16 protein-coding genes and 1 riboswitch are annotated in these 18,328 nt (G+C 70.3%); of the genes, 7 read left to right on the top strand and 9 right to left on the bottom strand.

The genetic code is table 11. The annotated features are described in order from the left end of the window. Nucleotides 1-193 precede the first annotated feature (193 nt). Together RWH43_RS02090 and RWH43_RS02085 are read left to right on the top strand one after the other, a co-directional pair. On the top strand, nucleotides 194-2,056 hold the full coding sequence (locus RWH43_RS02090; protein WP_154096092.1) for an ABC transporter ATP-binding protein: 1,863 nt from the start codon (nucleotides 194-196) through the stop codon (nucleotides 2,054-2,056). Further along, nucleotides 2,053-3,870, top strand: coding sequence for an ABC transporter ATP-binding protein (locus tag RWH43_RS02085; protein ID WP_144782531.1), 1,818 nt, complete (start codon nucleotides 2,053-2,055; stop codon nucleotides 3,868-3,870). The genes RWH43_RS02090 and RWH43_RS02085 overlap by 4 nt, the downstream gene beginning before the upstream one ends. Nucleotides 3,871-4,029: 159 nt before the next feature. Here the strand turns inward: RWH43_RS02085 and RWH43_RS02080 are convergent, their stop codons facing one another. Beyond that, nucleotides 4,030-4,482, bottom strand: a complete 453-nt coding sequence (locus tag RWH43_RS02080; RefSeq protein WP_144782529.1) for a GNAT family N-acetyltransferase — start codon at nucleotides 4,480-4,482, stop codon at nucleotides 4,030-4,032. 185 nt (nucleotides 4,483-4,667) lie between these two features. On the opposite strand from RWH43_RS02080, the gene RWH43_RS02075 reads away from it, so the two are divergent. Continuing rightward, the gene (locus tag RWH43_RS02075; protein ID WP_316000546.1) at nucleotides 4,668-6,887 is read left to right on the top strand and encodes an NADP-dependent isocitrate dehydrogenase; all 2,220 of its coding nucleotides are present in this window, start codon (nucleotides 4,668-4,670) and stop codon (nucleotides 6,885-6,887) included. 362 nt (nucleotides 6,888-7,249) lie between these two features. Here RWH43_RS02075 and RWH43_RS02070 read toward each other — a convergent pair whose 3' ends face one another. The 4 genes from RWH43_RS02070 to RWH43_RS02055 form a co-directional block, all read right to left on the bottom strand. Further along, nucleotides 7,250-8,650, bottom strand: a complete 1,401-nt coding sequence (locus RWH43_RS02070; protein ID WP_316000545.1) for a L,D-transpeptidase family protein — start codon at nucleotides 8,648-8,650, stop codon at nucleotides 7,250-7,252. A gap of 123 nt (nucleotides 8,651-8,773) precedes the next feature. Next, nucleotides 8,774-10,180 carry an FAD-binding oxidoreductase gene (locus tag RWH43_RS02065; protein ID WP_316000544.1) on the bottom strand — a complete coding sequence of 469 codons (1,407 nt, stop codon included), beginning with the start codon at nucleotides 10,178-10,180 and terminating at the stop codon, nucleotides 8,774-8,776. Further along, complete coding sequence (locus RWH43_RS02060; protein ID WP_316000543.1) at nucleotides 10,177-10,563, bottom strand: YrdB family protein; 387 nt, start codon at nucleotides 10,561-10,563, stop codon at nucleotides 10,177-10,179. Before RWH43_RS02060 ends, RWH43_RS02065 begins: the two co-directional genes overlap by 4 nt. Before the next feature lie 9 nt (nucleotides 10,564-10,572). Further along, nucleotides 10,573-10,704, bottom strand: coding sequence for a hypothetical protein (locus RWH43_RS02055; RefSeq protein WP_316000542.1), 132 nt, complete (start codon nucleotides 10,702-10,704; stop codon nucleotides 10,573-10,575). A gap of 737 nt (nucleotides 10,705-11,441) precedes the next feature. Next, nucleotides 11,442-11,527: riboswitch (ZMP/ZTP riboswitch) on the top strand. 57 nt (nucleotides 11,528-11,584) lie between these two features. Between RWH43_RS02055 and glyA the strand changes: the two genes are divergently transcribed. The 3 genes from glyA (at nucleotide 11,585) to RWH43_RS02040 (ending at nucleotide 14,414) form a co-directional block, all read left to right on the top strand. Further along, nucleotides 11,585-12,859, top strand: coding sequence for a serine hydroxymethyltransferase (gene glyA, locus RWH43_RS02050; RefSeq protein ID WP_316000541.1), 1,275 nt, complete (start codon nucleotides 11,585-11,587; stop codon nucleotides 12,857-12,859). Nucleotides 12,860-12,956: 97 nt separating this feature from the next. Continuing rightward, nucleotides 12,957-13,841: a bifunctional methylenetetrahydrofolate dehydrogenase/methenyltetrahydrofolate cyclohydrolase gene (locus RWH43_RS02045; RefSeq protein WP_316000540.1), complete on the top strand. Its 885-nt coding sequence runs from the start codon at nucleotides 12,957-12,959 to the stop codon at nucleotides 13,839-13,841. Between the two features lie 90 nt (nucleotides 13,842-13,931). Beyond that, on the top strand, nucleotides 13,932-14,414 hold the full coding sequence (locus tag RWH43_RS02040; protein ID WP_144829129.1) for a cytochrome C5: 483 nt from the start codon (nucleotides 13,932-13,934) through the stop codon (nucleotides 14,412-14,414). A 70-nt stretch (nucleotides 14,415-14,484) separates the two neighbouring features. Here RWH43_RS02040 and hxlA read toward each other — a convergent pair whose 3' ends face one another. After that, on the bottom strand, nucleotides 14,485-15,108 hold the full coding sequence (hxlA, locus tag RWH43_RS02035) for a 3-hexulose-6-phosphate synthase (protein ID WP_144829126.1): 624 nt from the start codon (nucleotides 15,106-15,108) through the stop codon (nucleotides 14,485-14,487). Between the two features lie 29 nt (nucleotides 15,109-15,137). After that, nucleotides 15,138-15,710 carry a 6-phospho-3-hexuloisomerase gene (gene hxlB, locus RWH43_RS02030; RefSeq protein WP_144829123.1) on the bottom strand — a complete coding sequence of 191 codons (573 nt, stop codon included), beginning with the start codon at nucleotides 15,708-15,710 and terminating at the stop codon, nucleotides 15,138-15,140. Between the two features lie 102 nt (nucleotides 15,711-15,812). Between hxlB and RWH43_RS02025 the strand changes: the two genes are divergently transcribed. After that, nucleotides 15,813-16,652: a helix-turn-helix transcriptional regulator gene (locus tag RWH43_RS02025; protein ID WP_260856205.1), complete on the top strand. Its 840-nt coding sequence runs from the start codon at nucleotides 15,813-15,815 to the stop codon at nucleotides 16,650-16,652. Here the strand turns inward: RWH43_RS02025 and RWH43_RS02020 are convergent. Together RWH43_RS02020 and RWH43_RS02015 are read right to left on the bottom strand one after the other, a co-directional pair. Beyond that, complete coding sequence (locus tag RWH43_RS02020) at nucleotides 16,646-17,446, bottom strand: HpcH/HpaI aldolase family protein (RefSeq protein WP_316000539.1); 801 nt, start codon at nucleotides 17,444-17,446, stop codon at nucleotides 16,646-16,648. The genes RWH43_RS02025 and RWH43_RS02020 overlap by 7 nt on opposite strands. Further along, nucleotides 17,431-18,216, bottom strand: a complete 786-nt coding sequence (locus RWH43_RS02015; protein ID WP_316000538.1) for a fumarylacetoacetate hydrolase family protein — start codon at nucleotides 18,214-18,216, stop codon at nucleotides 17,431-17,433. The genes RWH43_RS02020 and RWH43_RS02015 overlap by 16 nt, the downstream gene beginning before the upstream one ends. Nucleotides 18,217-18,328: the final 112 nt, after the last annotated feature.

Below are 18,328 nucleotides of genomic sequence, written 5' to 3'. Positions count from 1 at the left end.
TTCCATGGACCAGATCGACGCCCCCGTCGCCCCGGCCGCCGCATCCTCCGTCGCTGCGCGCCCCGGCCGACGCTCCTAGGGCACCACGCCGCGCTCACGCGCGACCGTCACGCCTCGACCGACGCACTTCGTCGCGCCTCCCGGCTCCCTCTCCGCGCCCGATCCCGGCGCCCGCTCCGACCCCACGAGGATCATGACCACCTCAACGCCTCCGCAACGCCTGTCCACTCCGCGCGCGCTCGCGCGCCTGCTGCCGATCGCACGGCCGGTTCTGCCGCGCCTCATCGCCGGTGCCGTCACCGCCCTCATCGCGAGCCTGTTGGCCCTGGCGATCCCGCTCGTTCTCGAGCAGATCGTCGCCGGCCCCATCGCCTCGCTCGACGCCGGAGCCCTCGTCTGGGGCTCCCTCGCCGTGCTCGGCCTGGGCCTCGCCGAAGCCGCCATGGTGTGGCTCCGCCGCTGGTTCGTGCTCTCTCCCGCCACCAAGGTCGAGTACGACCTGCGCCAGTCGTTCTACTCCCGCCTCCAGCGCCTTCCCGTCGCCTTCCACGACCGGTGGCAGTCGGGGCAGCTCCTCTCGCGCATGATGCAGGACATCAGCATGCTGCGCCGCTGGCTCGCCTTCGGCGTGATCCTGCTCGTGGTCAACCTGCTGACCATCGCCATCGGCGCCGTGCTGCTGTTCCGCTGGCACTGGCTGCTCGGCGCGCTGTTCCTCGTCACTTCCGCCCCGGTCATCTACGTCGGCTTCCGCTTCGAGAAGCGTTACGGCGCGCTGACGCGTCAGAGCCAAGACCAGGCCGGCGACCTCGCCACCAGCGTCGAAGAGAGCGTCCACGGCATCCGGGTGCTCAAAGCCTTCGGGCGCGGCAAGCACGCTCTGCAGAAGTTCACCCGCCAGGCTGAATCGCTGCGCGAGACCGAGATCGACAAGGCCCGCGCGATCGGGTGGATCTGGTTCTGGCTCGTGCTGCTGCCCGACATCGCATTCGCGGTGTGCCTCGGCGCCGGCATCGTGCTGACCCAGCTCCAGCAGCTGCAGGTCGCCGAGCTCGTGGCGTTCTTCGCCATGGCGACCGTGCTGCGGTGGCCGATGGAGTCGATCGGGTTCCTGTTCTCGTTCCTGCTCGACGCGCGCACCGCCACCGACCGCATCTTCGAGGTCTTCGACGAGCAGAACACCATCGTCGACCCCGAGAACCCCCGCACCATCGCGGAGCCGCGCGGCGAGCTGACCTTCGAGGGCGCGCACTTCCGCTACCAGGACTCCGCCGGCACCGAGCCCGACCTGCTGAACGGCATCGACCTCGTGCTGCGGCCGGGTGAAACCATGGCGCTCGTCGGCTTGACCGGCTCAGGCAAGACCACCCTCACCACGCTGCCCGGGCGCCTGTACGACGTGACCGGCGGCCGCGTGCTGATCGACGGCGTCGACGTGCGCGACCTGACGCTCGCCGAATTGCGGCGTCACGTCGGCATGGCCTTCGAAGACGCCACGCTGTTCTCGCAGACGGTGCGCGACAACGTGCTGCTCGGTCGTGAAGACCTCACGCCCGGCTCACCCGAGGCCGAGGAGATCCTGCGCGAAGCGCTGCAGGTCGCGCAGGCGCACTTCGTGTACGACCTGCCCGACGGCCTCGACACGGTCATCGGCGAAGAGGGCCTGAGCCTCTCCGGCGGCCAGCGTCAGCGCCTGGCGCTCGCACGCGCGGTCGCGGCCCGCCCCGCCGTGCTCGTTCTCGACGACCCGCTGTCGGCGCTCGACGTCGACACCGAGGCCCTGGTCGAAGACGCGCTGCGCGAGGTGCTCAGCGAGACGACCGCCCTCGTCGTGGCCCACCGGCCCTCGACGGTCACTCTCGCCGACCGGGTGGCTCTGCTCGAAGACGGCCGCATCACCGCCGTCGGCACGCACTCCGACCTGCTCCGCGAAAGCGACCACTACCGCTACGTCATCTCGAGCCTCGAAGAGGCCGAGCGCGAAGCCCGCACGGGCGCGATCGACGTGATCCCGTCCGACGACGACGTCCTCACCGAGAAGGAGGCGACCCGATGAGCACCTCCACCGTCTCCGGGACGAGCGGCGAAGACCGCTCCGACTACACGCGCGACGAGAGCCGCGCGATCCGTCAGCGTTCGCTGCGCCTTCTCGGCTCGCTCGTCTCACCGCTGCGCTGGCAGCTCGTGCTCGCCGGCGCCGTGCTCGTCGTCTCGACCGCTCTGCGGGTCGCGGGTCCGGCGCTGATCGCGTACGGCATCGACAACGCCCTGCCGGCCGTCATCGAGCGCAGCGACTGGATGCCGACGTACGGCGTCGTCATCGTGTATCTGCTCGCCGGCATCGGCGGCGCCGTGCTCATCGGCTGGTACGTCGTCGTAGCCGCGCGCCTCACGCAGGCCGTCATGCTCGACCTGCGCAAGCGGATCTTCCTGCACACGCAGCGGTTGAGCCTCGAGTTCCACGAGTCGTACACGTCGGGGCGCATCATCTCACGGCAGACGAGCGACCTCGACACGATCCGCGAGCTGCTCGACGGCGGGCTCAACGAGCTGGTGTCGGGCGTGCTCTACGGCCTGTTCACCCTCGCGGCCCTGTTCCTGATCGACTGGCAGTCCGGGCTGATCCTCACCGTCATGGGCATCCCCATGTACTTCCTCATGCGCTGGTTCTACTCGCGCTCGCAGGTGATCTACCGCGAGTCGCGCGTGATCAGCGCCCAGGTGATCGTGAAGTTCGTCGAGACGATGACCGGCATCCGGGCGGTCAAGGCGTTCCGCAAGGAGCCGCGCAACGACGCGGAGTTCGGCAAGCTCGCCGGCGACTACCGCGACGTGAACATGCGCTCGATCAAGCTGTTCGGAACCTTCGAGCCGGGCATCATGGGCGTCGCCGCGGTCTCGGTCGCCGTGGTGCTGCTGTGGGGCGGCGGACGCGTGATCGCGGGGCCGCTCGAGATCGGTGTGCTCACCGCCGCCGTGCTGTACGTCCGCAACTTCTTCTCGCCGCTGCAGGAGGTGGCGTTCTTCCTGAACTCCTACCAGTCGGCGACGGCCGCGCTCGAGAAGGTGTCGGGCGTGCTCGAGGAGCAGCCGACGGTTCCCGACCCGACCGACCCGGTCGACCTGTGGACCGCCCGGGGCCACGTGAGCTTCGACGACGTCACCTTCGGATACTCCGACGACCGCGTCATCCTGCCGCACTTCTCGCTCGACATCCCGGCCGGGCAGACCATCGCGCTCGTCGGCACGACCGGTGCGGGCAAGTCGACGTTGGCCAAGCTCGTGTCGCGGTTCTACGACCCGACGAAGGGCGCCGTGACCCTCGACGACGTCGACCTTCGGCGTCTGCACCCGAAAGACCTGCGTCGCGCGATCGTCATGGTCACGCAGGAGGCCTACCTGTTCAGTGGGACCGTGGCCGACAACATCGCCCTCGGTAAGCCCGATGCCACGATGGATGAGATCCGCGCGGCGGCTCGCGCCGTGGGTGCCGACGCGTTCATCTCGAAGCTGCCCGACGGCTACGACACCGACGTGAACAAGCGCGGTGGCCGTGTGTCGGCGGGCCAGCGTCAGTTGATCTCGTTCGCGCGGGCGTTCCTCGCCGACCCGGCGGTGCTCATCCTCGACGAGGCCACGGCTTCGCTCGACATCCCCAGCGAGCGGCAGATCCAGGACGCCCTGCAGACGCTGCTCGCCGACCGCACGGCGATCATCATCGCCCACCGCCTGTCGACGGTCGCGATCGCCGATCGCGTGCTGGTGATGGAGCACGGTCGCATCATCGAAGACGACACCCCGGCCGCGCTCATCGCCGGCACCGGCAAGTTCGCCCAACTCCACGCCGCCTGGCGCGAGTCTCTGGTCTAGCCCGCCCCGCGGGAATGACGGATGCCACGCTGCCCCTCGGGCGCGTGGCATCCGTCTTTCTGTCGAAAGCAGTCTGCTGTCCGGTGCCGTTTCGAGTCACACCAGTCGGACCGAATGAGGGCGCCCAGCGCCCCGCCCGGATCTTCGCGCCTCAGCCGATCACACCCGCGCGCGGGCGATGACCTCGCCGTACGCCGTCTCGCCGACCGGCTCGAAGCCGACGCGCTGGAAGAACGCCTCGGGACCGCCGACACCGGGTTCGTAGATCACGTCGACGTGGTCCATGCCGCGACCGCGGGCCTCTTCGAGGACGGCGGCGATCGCGTAGCTTCCGACGCCGCGGCCCTGCTCGTCGGCGTCGACGTTGATGCGCCACAGCACCGACTGGAAGTGCTCCTCGTGGGCGTCGCGATCGAAGTTCGCGCTGACGAAGCCGACGACCTCGTCGCCGTCGAGGACCACGCGTTGCCAGGTCGTCTGCGGGTTGCTCACCGTGGCGGCGACCCCGTAGCTCACGGGCGCGAGGAACTGTTCCTGTCCGGGCTTGAGCGAGAGCGTGTTGACGGCCACGATCGTGGCGGCGGACAGTTCGACGAGACGCAGGTCAGCCATGCGCTCAGGCTACCGGCACGCCCGCCCCGCCCCCAAAGATCGCATACCGACGCATGTTCTTGCCGAGGGGGGAGCAGCGGGGAAAGACGAGGGCGGATGCCGAGAACTATCTCGACATCAAGAGACTTTGCCCATGTGCGATAGGCTGAATCGCAACCCTGGCCGCCTCTACGGAGAGATCTGACGTGCCCGATTCCACCATCATTTACACGTACACCGACGAGGCGCCGGCTCTCGCCACCGCGTCGTTCCTGCCCATCGTGCAGGCCGTCACGAAGCAGGCGGGTGTCGACGTCGAAACCCGCGACATCTCGCTCGCCGGCCGCATCCTCGCGGCCTTCCCGCAGCGCCTCACGCCCGAGCAGCAGGTCGGCGACGCGCTGGCCGAGCTCGGCGGACTCGCCACGCTGCCCGAGGCGAACATCATCAAGCTGCCGAACATCTCGGCATCCATCCCGCAGCTGAAGGCCGCGATCGCGGAGCTCCAGTCGCAGGGCTACGACATCCCCGACTACCCCGACGAGGCGTCGAGCGTCGACGACAAAGACGTGCGCGCGCGCTACGACCGCATCAAGGGCTCCGCGGTGAACCCCGTGCTGCGCGAGGGCAACAGCGACCGCCGGGCCCCGCTCGCGGTGAAGAACTACGCCAAGAAGCACCCCCACCGCAACAAGGCGTTCGCCGAGGGCTCGAAGACCCGCGTCGCAACCCTCGGTCACGACGACTTCCGCTCGAACGAGAAGTCGGTCGTGCTCCGCGACGATGACGTGCTGACGATCCAGCACGTGGCCGCCGACGGCTCCACCACGACGCTGAAGGAGGGCCTCAAGGTCCTCCAGGGCGAGATCGTGGATGCCACCTTCCTCTCGGCCGCGGCCCTCGACGCGTTCCTCGCCGACACCCTCGCCCAGGCGAAGGCCGACGACGTGCTCTACTCGGTGCACCTGAAGGCCACGATGATGAAGGTCAGCGACCCGATCATCTTCGGTCACGTCGTCAAGGCGTTCTTCGCCGACGTATTCGACCGCCACGGCGACGCCCTCGCCGCGGCCGGTCTCACCCCCAACGACGGCCTCGGCTCGATCCTCGCGGGTCTGTCGAACGTCGAGGGCGGCGACGCCATCGCCTCCGAGATCCGTGAGGCCCTTTCATCCGGCCCCCGCCTGTCGTACGTCAACAGCGACAAGGGCATCACCAACCTGCACGTGCCCTCCGACGTGATCGTCGACGCCTCGATGCCCGCGCTCATCCGCAACGGCGGCAAGCTCTGGGGCGCCGACGGGGGAGAAGACGACACCCTCGCCGTCATCCCCGACTCCTCGTACGCCGGTGTCTACCAGGCGACCATCGAAGACGTCATCGCGAACGGCCCCCTCGACCCGGCCACCATCGGCTCGGTGCCGAACGTCGGTCTCATGGCCCAGGCGGCCGAGGAGTACGGCAGCCACGACAAGACGTTCGAGATCGCCGCTCCTGGCCGCGTGCAGGTCGTCGCCTCGAACGGCGACGTGCTGCTCGAGCACGAGGTCAGCACCGGCGACATCTGGCGCGCGACCCAGACCAAAGACGTCGCGGTGCGCGACTGGGTGAAGCTCGCCGTCACCCGCGCCCGTGCGACCGGTGTCCCCGCCGTGTTCTGGCTCGACGAGACCCGTGCGCACGACCGTAACCTCATCGCCAAGGTGCACGAGTACCTCGCCGACCACGACACCGAGGGCCTCACGATCGAGATCCTCGCCCCCGCCGAGGCGACGACCTACTCGCTCGAGCGCATCCGCCGCGGCGAGGACACGATCTCGGTCACCGGCAACGTGCTGCGCGACTACCTCACCGACCTGTTCCCGATCCTCGAGGTGGGCACGAGCGCCAAGATGCTCTCGATCGTCCCGCTGCTCGCGGGCGGTGGCCTGTTCGAGACCGGCGCCGGCGGCTCGGCTCCCAAGCACGTGCAGCAGCTCGTCGAGGAGGACTACCTCCGCTGGGACTCACTCGGTGAGTTCTTCGCCCTCGCGGCTTCGCTCGAGCACCTCGCCGACACCACGGGCAACGAGCGGGCTCGCGTGCTCGCGCAGACCCTCGATGCCGCGACCGGCACGTTCCTCGAGAACGACAAGTCGCCCGGCCGTGCCCTCGGCACGATCGACAACCGCGGCAGTCACTTCTACCTCGCCCTGTACTGGGCGCAGGAGCTGGCGAAGCAGTCGACGGATGCCGACCTGGCCCAGGTCTTCGCCCCGGTCGCCGAGAAGCTGGCCGCGGAAGAGCAGACGATCGTCGCCGAGCTCAACGCCGTCCAGGGTCACCACGCCGAGATCGGCGGGTACTACCGCCCGAACACGGAGCTGGTCGAGAAGGTCATGCGCCCCTCGGCCACGCTGAACGCGGTGGTCGACGCCCTGCGCTGAGCCGGAAACCCCAGAAGGGGCGGATGCCACACGGCATCCGCCCCTTCTGCATGTCCGGGCCGCGGCTCGGCGCGTCGGCACGGCACAACTCCTGCAATCCGCGGTTGTCGGGCCTCCGGAGGGCCCGGTCGGGGCAGAGTGCAGGAGTTGTGCGCGCCGGGGCCCCGGGAGGGGAGTGTCGGGGCGGGGTGCGTGGCGAGAGTCCTGCGTTGCGTCACAGCGGTGCGACGCAGGGTGCGAAGACGCCGGCCCGCCGGCACGCTGTCCCGCCGGGACGCTGTCGCACCACGACGCAGTCCCGCCGGGAGAAGAGACAGAGGGGCGGATGCCGAAGCATCCACCCCTCTCATAAGGATCCGGGCTCAGTAATGAACCGAGACCTCCGTGCCGCGGTAGGCCCAGTCGTAGAGCTCCTTGGCCTGCGGGATGGTCATGTTGATGCAACCGTGGCTCATCGGGGTGCCGAAGTTGTTGTGCCAGTAGGTGCCGTGGAAGCCCTCGTCACCGTTGAAGTACGCGACCCAGGGGACGTCCTTGGTGCAGTAGTCGTAGCCGGGGACGCAGCCCATGTCCTGCATCGCGGTCTTCCAGCCGATGCGGAAGTTTCCGGTGTGCGTCGCGTGCTCGCCGGCGCCCGACGAGATCGTGTAGGTGCGGTACACCTGACCGTTCTGCCAGAGCGTGGTGGTCTGCGTGCTGAGGTTGACGTCGATGCGGCGCTCGGTCTTGGTGGTGTCGAACGGCGTCTCGGTGACGTTCAATGCGTAGCGTCCGTTGCCGTCGGCGAGCTGCGTCGCGAAGGCCGCGGCGATGCCGGCGGTGTCGCCGAGCGCGCGGCCGGTCTGGCCCTCGGTGAGGGTGTGGATGACCTCTCCACCGGTGTCGACGATCACGTCGGCGTTGACGGCACCGCGATCGACCGTGCCGGTCAGGCCGTCGACGACGGTCTGGATCGCGCTCTGGTCAGCCGAGATGGCGAAGTCGCCCGTGCCGTCGGGGGTGACGGTGAGCCACGAGGCGGCGGTGGCGCGGTCGACGGGCACCGTGCGCTCGTCGCCGACGTAGAAGCCGGCCGAGTCGAGGATGCCGTTGAGGGTCGCGACGGCGGCGCCGGCCTCGTCTGTCGAGACGGGGGCCTCGACGGGCACGAGGGTCGCGTCGACCGTGGTGGTGGTTTCACCGGAGTCGAAGGCCGACTGCAGGGCGGCGGCGACGGTGGCGACGTCGATGCCCTCGCCCGCTTCGGCGGGGGTGGCGACGTAGGCCTGCGAGCCCGCGTCGTAGGCGACGGTGGCGTCGACGGGCGCGCGGTACGCGCCGGGGGCCTTGTCGCGCAGGGCGGCGGTGGCCGCGGACTCGTCGATCTGGACGGCGACGCCGGCTCCCTCGGGGAACCACGCGGCGGGCTTCCACATGGGGTTGTCGGCGAAGGCCTTGTCGGCCAGGGCGGCGGCGTCGACCGTCGCGCCGAGGTCGGCGCCGGTGACGGTGACCTCTCCGGCGGCGCTCTCGACGACGACGGCGGTGTCGGCCAGTCGGGTCGAGATCGCCTGCGCGGCGGCGCCGGCGGTGAGACCGCCGATCTGCACACCGGCGACCGAGGCGCCGGGGGCGATCAGCACGAGGGAGGCCGCGATGAGGGCCACGGCCGTCGCGCCGGCGGGGATGCCGATCCACAGGCCGGAGCGGTTCTTGCGCGTCGTGGGCTCGGGCGGAGCCCAAGCGTAGGTCGCGCCGTCGGTGCCAGGTGCGCCGTCGGTCATGAGTCAAACCCCCCGGAAGTCAGTCTTCCCATGCTAAAGCCGCGGCCTGCGCGTCACCCCCGAGCAATATCACGGTCTGATCACGCCCGCGGCGTGACGCGGCCGTTCCGGCCGCGCACGACGTCAGGGCGCGAACACCTTTCCCGGGTTCAGGATGCCGAGGGGGTCGAACACCCGGGCGATGTCGCGTTGCAGCGTCCACTGGTCGTCGCCCAGTTCGTCGGCCAGCCAGCGCCGTTTGAGCACGCCGATGCCGTGCTCGCCGGTGAGGGTGCCGCCCAGCGCCAGCGCCGCGCGGAAGAGCTCTTCGGCGGCCTCCCACACGATCGGCGGCACCTCGGGCCCCTCGAACACGAAGTTGGGGTGCAGGTTGCCGTCGCCCGCGTGGGCGACCGCGGGGATGACGAGGCCGAACTCGCGCTCGATGCGCGCGATCTCGTCGAACATGACCGGCAGGGCGCTGCGCGGCACCGACACGTCTTCGATGAGGGTCGTGCCGAGGGTCTCCATCGCGGGATGCATCGCCCGTCGCACGGCCAGCAGTGCCTCGCCCTCGGCCGCGTCGGCGGCGACGGTCACCGTTCCACCGGCGGCACGCAGCACCTCGGCGACCGCGCGAGCTTCGTCGACGGCCACGGGTCCGTCGGTCTGCACGGTCAGCTGAGCGGCACCGGCGACGGGGGTCGGCAGAGACAGCAGGCGATGCACGGCCGCGAGGCTCGTGGCATCCATCAACTCCATGATCGCGGGCTGGATTCCGGATGCCGTGACCGCTGCCGACGCGACGGCGGCGGCCCGCACACCCTCGAACAGGGCCGTCAGAGTGACGTGCTCGCCCTCGACGAGGCGACGGAGCTTGAGCGTCGCGCCGACGACGACACCGAGCGTGCCCTCCGACCCGATGACGAGCGAGGTGAGGTCGAGACCCGTGACGCCCTTCACGCTGCGATGGCCGAGGTGCAGGAGCCGCCCGTCGGCGAGCACGAGGTCGACGCCGAGCACCGCGTCGCGCACGACGCCGTACTTCGCGCACAGCAGTCCGCCGGCGCCGGTGGCGATGTTGCCGCCGACGGTCGAGATGGCACGGCTCGCGGGATCGGGTGCCCACCACACGCCGTGCGGTTCGAGCTGCGCGTTGAGGTCGGCGTTCAGGATGCCGGGTTCGACCACGGCCAGCAGGTCGTCGGGGCGTACCTCGAGCACGCGATCCATGCCGCGCACCGAGAGGCTGATCTCTCCGCCGCCGGTGTTCGCGCCGCCCGCGAGGCCGGTGCCCGCGCCGCGCGGCACGACGGGGGTGCGCGTGGCGGTGGCGATGCGCATCACCGCCTGCACGTCGGAGACGGATGCCGCGTGCACCACGGCCAGGGGGAGCCCCTCGGCCGCATGGCCCGACTTGTCGGCCCGGGCCGCGTCGAGCGACGCGGGAGAGGTGTCGACGCGCGCACCCAGCTCGGCGCGCAGCAACGCGAGGGCCCGGTCGGGCGCGCGCGGAGACGGCGAGTCGTCAGCCGTCTCGTCGGCGATCACGCCAGGCGCCGTCTGCCGTTCAGAGCGCCGAACGTGACGGCGACGATCGCGAACACGAGGCCGATGAGGGCCTGGCCCATGCTCCACCACGCCACAGTGGCGGCGGCGTAGACGAAGAGCTCGACGATCGCGCGGACGAAGGGGTGCACCGCCAGCACGGCGCGCGGTGAGACGAACAGCGCCCACACGACGATCGCCAGGACGGGGGCGCCGATGCCGGCGACGATGCTCCAGGGGAAGGGCCACGCGGTGAAGCCCCAGATGGCGAGCGTGATGAAGGCGAAGAGGCCGCAGATGACGCTGCCGATCTCGACCCCCGACGGGCGCGGGCGCATGCCGGGAGCGAGAGGCGCCTGCGCGCGGACGTTCGGAGTGTCGGTCACTCCAGCATTTTACGCGGGCGCCGGGGCACGGCATCCGGGATCGCTCACCGTCGAGCCGTTCGCGGCGCGGCCGAGGTCGCTGAGCTTGTCGAAGGGTCCGGGACCCGCGGTGGCCCCGGTGGCTTCGACAGGCTCAGCCACCTCGCGAGGCACAGGTCCCTGAGCTTGTCGAAGGGCCCGGGACCCGCGGTGGCCCCGGTGGCTTCGACGGGCTCAGCCACCTGGCGCAGCCGAGGTCCCTGAGCTTGTCGAAGGGTCCGGGACCCGCTGTGGCCCCGGTGGCTTCGACAGGCTCAGCCACCTGGCGTTACGCAGGTCCCTGAGCTTGTCGAAGGGTCCGGGACCCGCGGTTGTCCCGGTGGCTTCGACAGGCTCAGCCACCTCGCGCAGCAGAGGTCCCTGAGCTTGTCGAAGGGCCCGGGACCCGCGGGGGCCCCGGTGGCTTCGACAGGCTCAGCCACCTGGCGTTACGCAGGTTCCTGAGCTTGTCGAAGGGTCCGGGACCCGCGGTGGCCCGGTGGCTTCGACAGGCTCAGCCACCTGGCGTTACGCAGGTCCCTGAGCTTGTCGAAGGGTCCGGGACCCGTGGATGCCCGGTGGCTTCGACAGGCTCAGCCACCTGGCGTTACGCAGGTCCCTGAGCTTGTCGAAGGGCCCGGGACCCGTGGATGCCCGGTGGCTTCGACAGGCTCAGCCACCTCTGCTCCGGACAGCACCTAGGTGGCCCCGGTGGCTTCGACAGGCTCAGCCACCTCTGCTCCGGACCGTACCCCTCCCGGTGTTCCCGATGAGCTCAGCCACCCCAGCATCGGGCGGAACCTGTGGAGGAACGGTGGATGCCGCGACGCGCGAGGACGCGCGCGTGATACGCGCTACAGTGGCACCGTCGCGACTGGCGTTGAGGTGGGACACCACCGGGGAGCGACCGCTTGACGGTATTCGACCGCACGCCTGGGTCGATGCGGTATCTCCGCGGACTCGCCGAGTCCGCGGCATCCGGAACCATCGTCAAGGAGATCGCATGACCGATCCGTACTTCAACGCCCCTCTCTCGGAGGTCGACCCCGAGATCGCCGAGGTCCTCGAGCGCGAGCTGAACCGCCAGCGCGGATTCCTCGAGATGATCGCGTCGGAGAACTTCGTCCCCGTCTCGGTGCTGCAGTCGCAGGGCTCGGTGCTGACGAACAAGTACGCCGAGGGCTACCCCGGTCGTCGTTACTACGGCGGCTGCGAAGAGGTCGACGTCGCCGAGTCGCTGGCCATCGAGCGCGCCAAGCAGCTGTTCGGCGCCGAGTTCGCCAACGTCCAGCCCCACTCGGGCGCCTCGGCCAACGCCGCGGTGCTGCACGCGATCGCCCGTCCCGGCGACACGCTGCTCGGCCTCGCCCTCGACCAGGGCGGTCACCTCACCCACGGCATGAAGATCAACTTCTCGGGCCGCCTGTACGACATCGTCGCCTACGGCGTCGACCCCGAGACCAGCATCATCGACATGGACGAGGTGCGCCGCCTCGCCCTCGAGCACAAGCCGAAGGTCATCATCGCCGGCTGGTCGGCCTACCCCCGCCAGCTCGACTTCGCGGCGTTCCGCGCGATCGCCGACGAGGTGGGCGCCCTGCTGTGGGTCGACATGGCGCACTTCGCCGGTCTGGTCGCCGCGGGCGTGCACCCCTCGCCGATCCCGCACGCGCACGTCGTGTCGACGACCGTGCACAAGACGATCGGTGGCCCGCGCTCGGGCCTCATCCTCACCAACGACGCCGACCTGGCCAAGAAGATCAACACCGCGGTCTTCCCCGGCCAGCAGGGCGGCCCGCTCATGCACGTCATCGCCGCGAAGGCCACGGCGTTCAAGCTCGCGATGACGCCGGAGTTCAAAGAGCGCCAGGAGCGCACCCTGCGGGGCGCGTCGATCCTCGCCGACCGCCTCACCCAGGACGACGTGAAGAACGCCGGCATCGCCGTGCGCTCGGGCGGCACCGACGTGCACCTCGTGCTCGTCGACCTGCGCGAGGCCGAGATCGACGGCAAGCAGGCCGAAGACCTGCTGCACGACATCCACATCACGGTCAACCGCAACGCGGTGCCGAACGACCCGCGTCCGCCGATGGTGACCTCGGGCCTGCGCATCGGCACCCCGGCGCTCGCGACCCGCGGTTTCGGCGACGCCGAGTTCACCGAGGTGGCCGACATCATCGCGCTCGCGCTGATCCCCGGCGCCGACGTCGAGGCCCTGCGCGCACGCGTCGCGACCCTCGCCGACGCCTTCCCGCTGTACCCCGACCTGCAGCAGTGAGCCCGCGCCGGGGCGGGGCTGCTGCGGCGGCCCCGTCTCGGCGGGTGGCCGCGCACACGGCGGGCCGCCCCCATCGACACCCAGGAAGAGGGATGCCATGACGGCGACGATTCTCGACGGTAAGGCCGCGTCGGCGGCGATCAAGGCGGAGCTCTCCGAGCGCGTCGCAGCCCTGCGCGCGAAGGGGATCGTCCCGGGCATCGCGACGGTGCTCGTGGGCGCCGATCCCGCCTCGCAGCTGTACGTCGGCATGAAGCACAAGCAGTCCGAGGCGATCGGCATGAACTCTATCCAGGTCGAGCTTCCGGCCGAGGCCACGCAGCAAGAGGTCGAGGCCGTCATCGACCGCCTCAACGCCGACCCGGAATGCCACGGCTACATCGTGCAGCTGCCGCTGCCGAAGCACATCGACACCGATCGCGTGCTCGAACGGATCGATCCGGCGAAGGATGCCGACGGACTGCACCCCACGAATCTCGGGCGTCTCGTACTCAACGTCAACGCGCCGATCCACACGCCGCTGCCGTGCACCCCGCGGGGCGTCATCGAGCTGCTGCTGCGCAACGACTACGACCTGAAGGGGAAGGAGGTCGTCGTCGTCGGCCGCGGCGTCACGATCGGCCGCTCGATCGGGCTGCTGCTGACCCGTCGCGAGATCAACGCCACCGTGACCCTCACCCACACCGGCACCGCCGACCTGGCGAAACACCTGCGCGAGGCCGACGTCATCGTCGCCGCCGCGGGAGTGAAGCACATCGTGCGGGCCGCCGACGTCAAGCCGGGCGCCGCGGTGCTCGATGTGGGCGTCACGCGCGAGACCGACCCCGAGACCGGAAAGTCGCGCGTGTACGGCGACGTGCACCCCGACGTGGCCGAGGTCGCGGGCTTCGTCTCGCCCAACCCCGGCGGGGTCGGACCGATGACCGTGGCCCTGCTGATGACCAACGTCGTCGAGGCGGCCGAGCGGGCGGCATCCGCCTGAGGGTGAACCGCGCGCAAGCACGGGCTGAACAGCCTTCGCGGCGCGCGCAAGGTGTTCCCCACAGGGAGCCGGACGTGGGATCGTTGATGCATGACTGAGTCCGTGCTGAACGACCTCCTCCGCCGCGTCACCGAGAGCGGCCTGCTCGACGACGCCCAGATCGACGAAGACAGCGTCATCGGGTCGGGACACCTGGACGCCGCCGGCGTCGAGGTGGAGGTCGACCTCGACCCCGAGATCGACGAAGAAGACGCCCCCGACCTCGACGCGATCATGAGCAACCTGAAGGACGTGCTCTCGGTCGGCGAAGAGCGCTGGCGCGCGATCGTCGAAGAGGTCGCGAGCGACATCGAAGACGCCCTCGACGACGACGAGCTCGATGCCGACGTCGACCTGCGCACCGACCTCGAGGCGATCGGCGTGGGCGTGTTCGCCGACGCCATCATCGTGGTCTTCGCCGGTCAGACCTCGTTCCCCGACGCTCTCGTGCACGTGCAGCTGACGCCCGAGCTCGAGGTCGAAGACATCGAGATCGTCGGCGACGACGACGAAGACGACGAAGACGAGGACTGACCCTCGATACCGCGAAGGGCCGGACGAGTGATCGTCCGGCCCTTCGTCGTTCTCGGGATGCGGTCGGCGCTCAGATGATCGCGGCGCGCAGCTCGGCGGCGGCGGCGCCCACATCGGGGGCGCTGTAGATGGCGCTGCCGGCGACGGCGACCTGGGCGCCCGCCTTCTGCACGTCGGCGATGCTCGATGCGTTGACACCTCCGGCGACCGAGAACGGCACGCCCGAGGCTTCTCCGTCACGCAGCAGCGTGGCAAAGGTGAAGCCCTCTTCGGCCTGCTCGTCAAGGCCGGCGTGCATCTCGACGAACTCGGCGCCGAGGGCGATGACCTCCTTGGCACGGGCCGGCTTGTCGGCGACCCCGATGAGGTCGACGACGACGCCCTTGCCGTGCTTCTTGGCGGCGGTGACGGCTCCGACGATCGTGCTGTCTCCGGCGCTGCCGAGCACCGTCACGAGGTCGGCTCCGGCGCCGAAGGCGATGTCGGCCTCGAGCTCGCCGGCATCCATCGTCTTCAGATCGGCGAAGACGATCTTGTCGGGGTGGGCCTTCTTGATGGCGGTGATGGCCGAGAGGCCCTCGCTCTTGATGAGCGGGGTGCCGAGCTCGAGGATGTCGACGTGCGGGGCCGCGGCGGCGGCGAGGTCGAGGGCGGCCTCGGTGGTGAGGGTGTCCATGGCGAACTGCAGCTTCATTCGGGGGTCCTGACTGTCGGGGTGGAGGGTCATTCGAGATTCGCGTGGCGGGGCCACAAGTCGTCGGCCGAGAGGCCCGAGCGCTGCCAGAGCGCGTCGAAGATCGCGTCGCCGATGAGAACGACGGCCTGCTCGAACAGGCCGCCGGCGTATTGGGTGGATGCCGTGCCCGAGCGATCGAGCTTCGTCGCGGCGGGCACCACGACGAGGGCGTCCGCCGCCCGTCCGAGGGGCGAGTCGGGCGCGGTGGTGATCGCCACGACGCGGGCGCCGACCTCGGTGGCCGTCTCGACTGCGCGGACGATGCCGGTCGTCGTCCCCGAGCCGCTCGCGGTGAGGAGCACGTCGCCGGCGCGGATCGCGGGGGCGGTCGTCTCACCGACGACGTGCACGGCGAGGCCGAGGTGCATGAGGCGCATCGCGGTCATCTGCAACGCGAGGCCCGAGCGCCCGGCGCCGAGGACGAACACGCGGTCGGCGCCGCCCAGCACCTCGAGCACGTCGTCCGCGTTGTCGCCGGTGGCGAGGCTGTCGACGACCGAGGTCAGCTCTTCCGAGATGCGGGTGAGGGATGCCGCGATGCCGGTGTCGGGGGAGGTCATGTCTCCATGCTTCGCCGGGGGAGCGGAGCGCGTGGCCGGTCGACCGCACGGGTCGACCTACCCGATCGGGTAGGTTCGCCTCCGTCGGCTAGGTTAGGGCGGGTGAAGTCGTCCGCCGAGTTGTCGTCTCCCGCGTCCCGCGTCCTCGTCATCGAGCACGAACGCATCGTCGCCGAGCAGGCCGACCGCCACGCCGTGACGCTCGAATCGGTGCTGGCGATCCTGCGGTCCACGCGCCTCGACGACCGGGCCGCGCGCGCCCTCGCCGTGGAGACGGCGGCCGCCGCCCTCGTCGTGCTGCGAACCTCGACCGATCAGCAGCGCAGCGCCCTGCTCGAACCCGTCACCGGGGCCTTCGCCCGGTTGCGCACCGACCTCCGCCCGCTCGTCCGTCACGGCGACCTCGATGTGCAGTTCGTCGAGCCGCCGGCGACCGGCCGCGCCCTGCCCGGCGAAGTCGCGCACGAGGCGCGGGCGATCGTCCGCAGCGCCGTGCTCGCCCTGCTCGACCGGGGCACTCCGCACCGTGTGCGCATCCAATGGGACTGCGACGGGCTGAACCTGCTCATCGGCATCCGCGACGACGGAGCCGGCACCCTCACCGCTCACGACGACTCGCTGGGACCGATCGTCGAGCGGGTCAGTGCGCTCAACGGGGCGTTCGACGTCGCCTCGACCCCCGGGTGGGGGTCGGAGCTGTCGGTCGTGCTGCCGCTCGATCCGCCCCCGCGACCCGACTTCCTCGACGAGGCGGTCGACCTCAGCCCCCGCGAGAGCGAGGTGCTCAGCCTGGTCGTGGCGGGCTCACGCAACCGCGCGATCGCCGAACGCCTCGGCATCAGCGAGAACACGGCGAAGTTCCACGTGTCGAACCTGCTGCGCAAAGCCGGCGTCTCGACGCGGGCCGAGCTCGCGGCGCTCGGAACGGCGCGCGCTCAGTAACTGTCGCGCTGCGCCGTGCGCCCGGTGACGAACCGCGCCGCCAGCGCCTCGGACGCGCGGGCGAGCAGCGCCACGTCGGCACCGACCGCGACGAAATCGGCGCCGGCGTCGATGTAGGCCTCGGCCACCGCCGGATCGAACGCGTTCACGCCGACCGGAGTACCGGCATGCTTCGCCGCGGCGAACACGCGATGCACCGCCGCCACGACGTCGGGGTGCGACTGCTGACCGAGCAGACCCATCGAGGCCGAGAGGTCGCTGGGGCCGACGAAGACGGCATCCACCCCCTCGACAGCGGCGATGTCGGCGGCGTTGTCGACGCCCGTCGTCGTCTCGATCTGCACCGTGAGAGAGACGAGCTCGGCGGCCTCGGCGAGGTAGCCCTCAACGCGGTTCCAGCGGGCGCTGCGGGCGAGGGCGCTGCCGACTCCGCGCACGCCCTGCGGCGGGTACCGCGTGGCGGCGACCGCGGCCCGCGCCTCGTCGGCGGTCGAGATCATCGGCACGATGAGGTTCTGCGCGCCCAGGTCGAGCACTCGCTTGATGGTTACGGGATCGTTCCACGGCACCCGCACGACCGGGGTGACCGGGTAGGCGGCCGCCACCTGCAGCTGGGTCAGGACCGACTCGAGCGAGGTCGCGGAGTGCTCCAGGTCGAGCAGCAGCCAGTCGAGGCCCGAGCCCGCGGCGACCTCGGTGATCGTGGCGTTGCCCGAGCACACCCACATGCCCGCGAGGGGGCGGTCGGATGCCGCGAGGGCGGCCCGGAAGGTCGGGGTCAGACGAAGCGGCACGAGATCGTTCCCATCGGTCCGTAGTCGCACAGCACGTCGTCGCCCTGCGACACCCACATCGGGCGCGTGAACGATCCTGCCAGGATGATCTCGCCCGCCTCCAGGCGCGCGCCGTGCTGGTGGAACTTGTTCGCCAGCCACGCCACCCCCGTCGCCGGGTGGCCGAGCACGCCCGCGGCGACGCCGGTCTCTTCGATCTCGCCGTTGCGGCTCAGCACGCCCGGAACCCAGCGCAGGTCGATCTCGTCGGGGCGCTTGTGCACGTCGCCGAGCACCATCGCGCCGTAGGCGGCGTTGTCGCTGATCGTGTCGACGATCGTGCGGCCCTCGAGCTCGACGTGCGAGTTGAGCACCTCGAGAGCAGGCACGGCGTAGTCGATCGCGGCGAGGGCGTCGTCGAGCGTGCAGTCGGGGCCCTCGAGCGGGGTCTTCAGCACGAACGCCAGCTCGACCTCGATGCGCACGTTCGAGAACAGCGCGACCGGGATCTCGTCTCCCGAGCGGTACACGGTGTCGTCGAACATCACGCCGTAGTCGGGCTCGGTGATGCCCGTCGCCTGTTGCATCGCCTTCGACGTCAGGCCGATCTTGCGCCCGACGAGGGTGCGCCCCGCGGCGATCTGCGTATCGCGCCAGCGACCCTGGATCGCGTAGGAGTCTTCGACCACGGCATCCGGATACCTCGCCGTGATCCGCGGGATCACCGCGTGCGCGCGGTCGGCCTCGGCGAGCTCGGCCGCGATGGCGTCGATCTGTGCGTCGGTGAGCATGGGGTCTCCTTGGTCGGTCTCACGAACCTCGTCCCACTTTTGGTGGAGCGTGTCCCACTTCTGGCTGGTTGAGGGGGTGCCCAACCAGCCAAAAGTGGGACATGGGTGGGCT

The sequence above is a fragment of the Microbacterium algihabitans genome (assembly GCF_032464975.1).
In the GTDB taxonomy this organism is placed as follows: Bacteria; Actinomycetota; Actinomycetes; order Actinomycetales; family Microbacteriaceae; genus Microbacterium; species Microbacterium algihabitans.
The sequence above is the reverse complement of the archived record's forward strand: the minus strand, read 5'-3'. Positions and strand labels throughout refer to the sequence as shown.

Bases quoted from the DNA above. Each gene is read 5' to 3' on its own strand.
- RWH43_RS02045 (WP_316000540.1), top strand. From the start codon at position 12,957: ATGACGGCGACGATTCTCGACGGTAAGGCCGCGTCGGCGGCGATCAAG.
- RWH43_RS02015 (WP_316000538.1), bottom strand. From the start codon at position 18,216: ATGCTCACCGACGCACAGATCGACGCCATCGCGGCCGAGCTCGCCGAG.
- hxlB (WP_144829123.1), bottom strand. From the start codon at position 15,710: ATGACCTCCCCCGACACCGGCATCGCGGCATCCCTCACCCGCATCTCG.
- RWH43_RS02080 (WP_144782529.1), bottom strand. From the start codon at position 4,482: ATGGCTGACCTGCGTCTCGTCGAACTGTCCGCCGCCACGATCGTGGCC.
- RWH43_RS02090 (WP_154096092.1), top strand. From the start codon at position 194: ATGACCACCTCAACGCCTCCGCAACGCCTGTCCACTCCGCGCGCGCTC.
- hxlA (WP_144829126.1), bottom strand. From the start codon at position 15,108: ATGAAGCTGCAGTTCGCCATGGACACCCTCACCACCGAGGCCGCCCTC.
- RWH43_RS02070 (WP_316000545.1), bottom strand. From the start codon at position 8,650: ATGACCGACGGCGCACCTGGCACCGACGGCGCGACCTACGCTTGGGCT.
- RWH43_RS02085 (WP_144782531.1), top strand. From the start codon at position 2,053: ATGAGCACCTCCACCGTCTCCGGGACGAGCGGCGAAGACCGCTCCGAC.
- glyA (WP_316000541.1), top strand. From the start codon at position 11,585: ATGACCGATCCGTACTTCAACGCCCCTCTCTCGGAGGTCGACCCCGAG.
- RWH43_RS02040 (WP_144829129.1), top strand. From the start codon at position 13,932: ATGACTGAGTCCGTGCTGAACGACCTCCTCCGCCGCGTCACCGAGAGC.